Annotated in this window: 4 protein-coding genes and 1 pseudogene; 3 read left to right on the top strand and 2 right to left on the bottom strand. The window is 59.7% G+C overall.

Annotated features, from left to right (window positions below; all coding sequences use genetic code 11):
* A partial coding sequence (locus tag IVA78_RS24510) for a TCP-1/cpn60 chaperonin family protein (protein WP_276017354.1) occupies positions 1-526 on the top strand: 526 nt, incomplete at its 5' end.
* A 444-nt stretch (positions 527-970) separates the two neighbouring features.
* Here IVA78_RS24510 and IVA78_RS24505 read toward each other — a convergent pair.
* Both IVA78_RS24505 and IVA78_RS24500 read right to left on the bottom strand, forming a co-directional pair.
* A complete protein-coding gene (locus tag IVA78_RS24505) occupies positions 971-1,345 on the bottom strand; it encodes a hypothetical protein (protein ID WP_247277987.1) in 375 nt (124 codons plus the stop codon).
* 492 nt (positions 1,346-1,837) lie between these two features.
* Positions 1,838-2,779 carry a hypothetical protein gene (locus IVA78_RS24500; RefSeq protein ID WP_247468292.1) on the bottom strand — a complete coding sequence of 314 codons (942 nt, stop codon included), beginning with the start codon at positions 2,777-2,779 and terminating at the stop codon, positions 1,838-1,840.
* Between the two features lie 687 nt (positions 2,780-3,466).
* Here IVA78_RS24500 and IVA78_RS24495 point away from each other — a divergent pair.
* Positions 3,467-3,799, top strand: a complete 333-nt coding sequence (locus tag IVA78_RS24495; protein ID WP_247468290.1) for a VirK family protein — start codon at positions 3,467-3,469, stop codon at positions 3,797-3,799.
* A 506-nt stretch (positions 3,800-4,305) separates the two neighbouring features.
* Positions 4,306-4,999, top strand: a pseudogene (locus IVA78_RS24490) (carbonic anhydrase).
* The last annotated feature ends 261 nt before the right edge of the window (positions 5,000-5,260 follow it).

Raw genomic sequence — 5,260 nt, 5'->3', positions numbered from 1 at the left:
CGCCGGCGGCGTCGCGGTGATCCGCGTCGGCGGCGCGACCGAGGTCGAGGTGAAGGAGCGCAAGGATCGCGTTGATGACGCGATGCATGCGACCCGCGCCGCGGTCGAGGAAGGCATCGTCCCGGGCGGCGGCGTCGCCCTGCTCCGTGCCTCCGAGCAGCTCAAGGGTCTGCGCACCAAGAACGACGACCAGAAGACCGGCGTCGAGATCGTGCGCAAGGCGCTCTCCGCGCCCGCTCGCCAGATCGCGATCAACGCCGGTGAAGACGGCTCGGTGATCGTCGGCAAGATCCTGGAGAAGGAGCAATACGCCTACGGCTTCGACTCGCAGACGGGCGAGTATGGCAACCTCGTCAGCAAGGGCATCATCGACCCGACCAAGGTGGTCCGCGCCGCGATCCAGAACGCTGCCTCGGTGGCGGCGCTGCTGATCACCACGGAAGCCATGGTCGCCGAGCTGCCGAAGAAGAACACCGGCGCGCCCGCGATGCCCCCGGGCGGCGGCATGGGCGGCATGGACTTCTGATCCAACTCTCTGTAAAACGCGATCCCCGGCAGAAAAATGCCGGGGGTCATTTTTTGCTCGCGACTTTTTCAGTTCGTTGTTCTGATCTCGCGCTATGCGCTCTGCGGAAATGACGATCAGCAGTTGCTAGACGTTCCGCTTGGGGTTTTGCGAGTCCGCTGGTAGGCATGTCACCGGGAGGACGAGCGGGTGATCGCCATTCTGCACAGTCTTTCCCTGCGGCCTCGACGTCGGCGGCTGGTCAAGGCGAACACCTGAGAACGCCCGGTCGCGGTAGCCACCCATTGGCGCTACTGACTTAAATAGCATTGGTCCCCGCGCCTATCCATCGCTGTAAACGGATGCGCGAGCTAGGTGGTGGTCCCCGGGAAGAGCGATCCTCATCTCTCGTAATTTGGTCCGATCTGTTGCACCGTCCACAATCAGAAGAAGAACATCGCCAACTCAATCGAGACGGAAGACCTTTCGCCCAACCGCTACAATTTCCCGGTCGGTCGGAGGATTACTTGTCTCGACGTGCAGGGTGAGATCCGGCCTGTTCACTCTCAGGAAGTTCATCAGCTCGGTCTTCTCGGTTCCCGGTCCGATGATCAGCAGATCAGTGCAGCTACTCAGCGCCCGACCTACCCTGACGACAAACGTCGGATCGTCATTCACGGCAGAGCCAGTATGCGCTTTGCAATCAAGACGCTGGGGCGCCAAATGCGCGCGTACGGCCGTCGCGCTGACGCCCGTTAAACCTATGGAGAATATCTTAGCAATGAGGTGGTCGATCCACACGACCGCGTGCGAATGAATCTGAGTTGTCATGTCGCTCATGAATGGATTCCATTGTATTTCGTGATTCACCTGTCCGTCGGAGCGCAAGCCCGCACGCACATTTCCTGCGGCTGACGATGCCAATCATGGCTCAAGTGATCAGCGTGAACCGACTCGCTACGTTGATGTAGCCGGGAACAGATCGCGTTGACCGTGAGCGCTTTACAGGTCCAAAACCTCATGCCGCACGCTGCCTCTTGACGATCGAAGGCTTGTGCATTCTCCGCTCCATGTCGCCCACTGCTCCGAGATGGAATTAACGCACCATTGCGAATGCTCGAGCGCAACGAAGGAGAGCTCTTGTGGCTGTGAGAGTTCTAGATATTCAGGTTTGCGAAGCCATCCCGCCGGACGCGGGATGGCTGGAGTGAAGCCATAGAGCACAACGACATCCCGCAGTGGCGGGTCATGACAAACACGGATGCGGCCTGGTCACTGATCTCTCCGACCAAACGCGCTGATGCTGACAAGCCGCCATTTGCACTGGCGACCTTAACGAACTCGCCCGTCAACCGCACTCAATCCACAAGCCGCCTGGATGCATAGGTGTATTCGAGTGCCAGCCGTCGCGCGTATCCGTAAGATTGGCGGTCGCGCTATGTCCGCCGTCGAATACTCCTGCTCGAAGAAGCTTATGGCGCGCATGGCGCCGGCCGCATGTACTTTGGCTTCATTATCCCGCAGCACGAAGGGCGCCGCCACGGCATGGGTCGGCTCCCCACGGAAGACCTCGCGCGCTCGAACGAGCGGCTGAGCGCGCTTGAGCTCCTTCAAGAGGAAAGGGCAGCCAACCTGCGTCAGGGTCCGTTCTCCCCAATCCCGTGCAGTGAGGACCGTGTGGCGGTCGACCCAGCTGACGGCCTGCTTTCCCTCCAGAAGAGCGAAACCGGTCGTGACGAAAGCGTTGGTGTCCGGGTCGAACTCTCGGACGAGCACAGCGTCCTTACCGCCATCAGAAAATTGGACGAGGCACAGGCGCACTTGGGGCGGCAGGCAGGTAGCGCCTTTAAAGACCCAGCTTTTCTTACCCGCGACCGCCAGCGCGTCAATATCGAGGATGGTCTCCCAGTGCGGGTCCTGGCCGCGATAGCTGTCAAGCGTAGTACGCCGCCAGATGCCGCGCACGTGGTTCTCGTCCTGCGAGAAATTGCTGAGACCCCGGCGTTCCAACGAAACATAGGAAATCCGGTCTTTGGCCTGAAGGATGCTGATGGCCTCCTCATAGAAGCGGCGATTGCGGGGATCTGATTGGAGCGCGCCGAGCGTCTTGTCATTCTCGGCGCGGGCCAAATCCAGTGCGCGTGGCTCTTCGATTTCCTCGAGGCAAAGGAAGGAATCGTCCACCCGGGCCGCAGCGGCCCACTCCTGGGGCACCGCCGTGAAGGACAAACACGTCAGCGAGAGCAACACGGCGGCGAGGAGCGAGTGTTTCATGGGAGTGGTCCTGGGCTGGGTGGGCCGCCCGGCTCGCGCGACTTGCGAGCTGGCCGAAAGCGGACAGAAGACGTACATTCGGTTTCGACAGCGGTCATGGGCGGGACTGTGCCCGCCGGTCCGAACGAAGCAAGCAGCGTGCCGCCTGAAAATTGGCGGTTCTCCAGTCGCTCGGTCGCGCCCCTTGGCTCAAACCTGACAATGCAGTGTTAGCTTCGAAAGTATTGTGATGAGCTTTACACTACTCACCGATGGAGCAGAGGTGCCCTGCTCTGGCATTTCACAGACCGGTCCGTAATCGCGCTAGAAACATTTATGGCGCGCCTAACTTGCAACGGCACGTGCTCAAGAAAGGCCCTCGCGCGGAGAATTTGCCGCTGCTGGTGCAGCGAGCGCGAGCACATGTCAGCACGGCGCGTCATAATGCGGAGGGTCCAGTGACAAGCCCGCCGAGACGCCAGTCGTTCTCGCAATTCGCAGGCATTGCACGAAGTGACTCGCACTCCGCGGGATCGATCATAATCATTTGCAAGCGCAACGCACCCTTAGGCCCACATACCCAATCACCTGCGCAGGTTCCGTCGGGTAACAACAAGAACTGGCTCCACCGAATCAAGCACAGGCTCTCGACTTTCGTCAAAATCGTCAGGGCAGCGTCTCTTGGTTGTTCATTAAGAGCGGCCACCAATGGTGATCCGCTACTCACCGAAACTCCGAGATCGATGGGGCGTGCCAGGGAGAGGTTGGTCTTACCGGCGGGCAACAAAACCCGGCTCGGCCACACAGGGCGGGCCAATTATCAATGCCTTCAGGGTGACTGCCCAGAACGGCATCAACTTCTCCAACGCTCATCATACCGTGGACAGTTCCGGGTACCCAGTGACGGAATACATCCGCCACAGCCTCAGCCGCGAAGGCAAACTCACGGTGCGGGCCTCAAAGCTGGTGGCCGGGCCGGCCAAGATCGTGAACCAGGGGGAATTGGTCTGCGAACTGCGGGACGGCGCGAAGTTCGTCTAGAAATTGGAATGAGGCTTGAGCCGTTCTTAGCCGCGTCGGAATGTGATAGGTATCCCATTCGGCACGCACCGATGACAACTTCGATCGGGCTACATTACCTGAGGAGCGCTAGTGACCAGGATGCCCACTTCGTTCGTGCTCACCGCTGCCTGCGCACATCGATGGATTCCGGCGCTAAGGCCGTTCGCGCGGCTCCGCGTTCGCTCCACTCATCCTAATCTAGTGGATCGCATGCCGCCTGAAGAACGGCTGTTTGGGAGGCGGTGACGTTGTCTCGAAATCCTGATCAGGTTGCCTAACGACCCTTTAGAACTCCTTCTCGGAGCCATTTTGGATAACGCTCATCGCGGTGTCATCAAGCGCAACGAGAGGCGCTAGGGCGAACACATCTGCGCAACTGAGTTGGTGCAACTCCATAGGTAAGGCGCTGGGTTAGCGCTGGTTCCGCAGCGAGGCGGAGCCCGAAGCGACGAGACAGCGTAGAGCAGCACACGAAGAGGGAAAACATGTGTGACGACTGCCTCCCGAGCTTGCCTTATCCGATGACGCCGTCTCGCCGTTCGCTATGCTGTTCACGGCTTCGGCGGCGGGCATGCTGCTGGGCGGTAGGATTGCGGGCGCCATGGAGGCAGCGGCGCCGCCAAAACCGGACAACCTTCTCACGCCGGACGCTTCGCTGAAGCGCCTAATGGAAAGCAATGCGCGCTACGTCCAGGACCTATCACGACGCATCCATATGCGGCGGTCCTAACTTGCGCCGATTCACGTATCGCACCCGAACATGTTTTCAATAGCGGACTTGGCGATCTGTTCGTCTGCCGTGTCGCTGGTAATTTCGCCAACGATGAAATGCTCGCCAGCATTGAATATGCGGTGGCCGTGCTAAATACGCCGGTGGTCCTGGTACTTGGCCACGATCTCTGCGGCGCCGTCGGTGCTACGATCGAGTCCTTAAGAGAGGGCAAGTCTTTGCCTGGGCACATTCCATCTCTCGCCGCCGCACTTGCGGCCGCGGTAAAAGCGTCTTCCCAGGAAAGCGGGGATGCACTCGCAAATGCGATCCGGCAAAATGTAGTCGACAACGTCAATAAACTCAAATCGGCGGCTCCGATTTTAAATTTAGCAATCGAGCAGAATAGGCTGAAGGTCGTCGGGGGTCTTTATCGGCTCGACACCGGCCGCGTCGAATTGGTAAGCTGACCGTCATCAGGGCGTTAACTTCTGAGCAGTGCCGTTTGAAGCGACAAGGTTGAAAGGTTGTTGTCTCTGCCGCCGAGTCGACCAGATCCTGGCTCGGAGGGACAGATCTTACGCCGCGCGCCGGCGCAGCGCGTTCACGGCGTGTCGCGCGCCATGGAAAATTGCCCCCTCAGCGTCACGAGGAATTGCCCCCTCCTCGGATAGCTGGGGAGAGAGTGAATGAAGCAGGAACGAATCACTGAAGGCTCGTCGTGGATTGAT

Origin of the sequence: Bradyrhizobium sp. 137 (genome assembly GCF_023074095.1) — a bacterium.
GTDB lineage: Bacteria > Pseudomonadota > Alphaproteobacteria > Rhizobiales > Xanthobacteraceae > Bradyrhizobium.
This window is presented reverse-complemented; position numbering and strand designations above follow the sequence as displayed.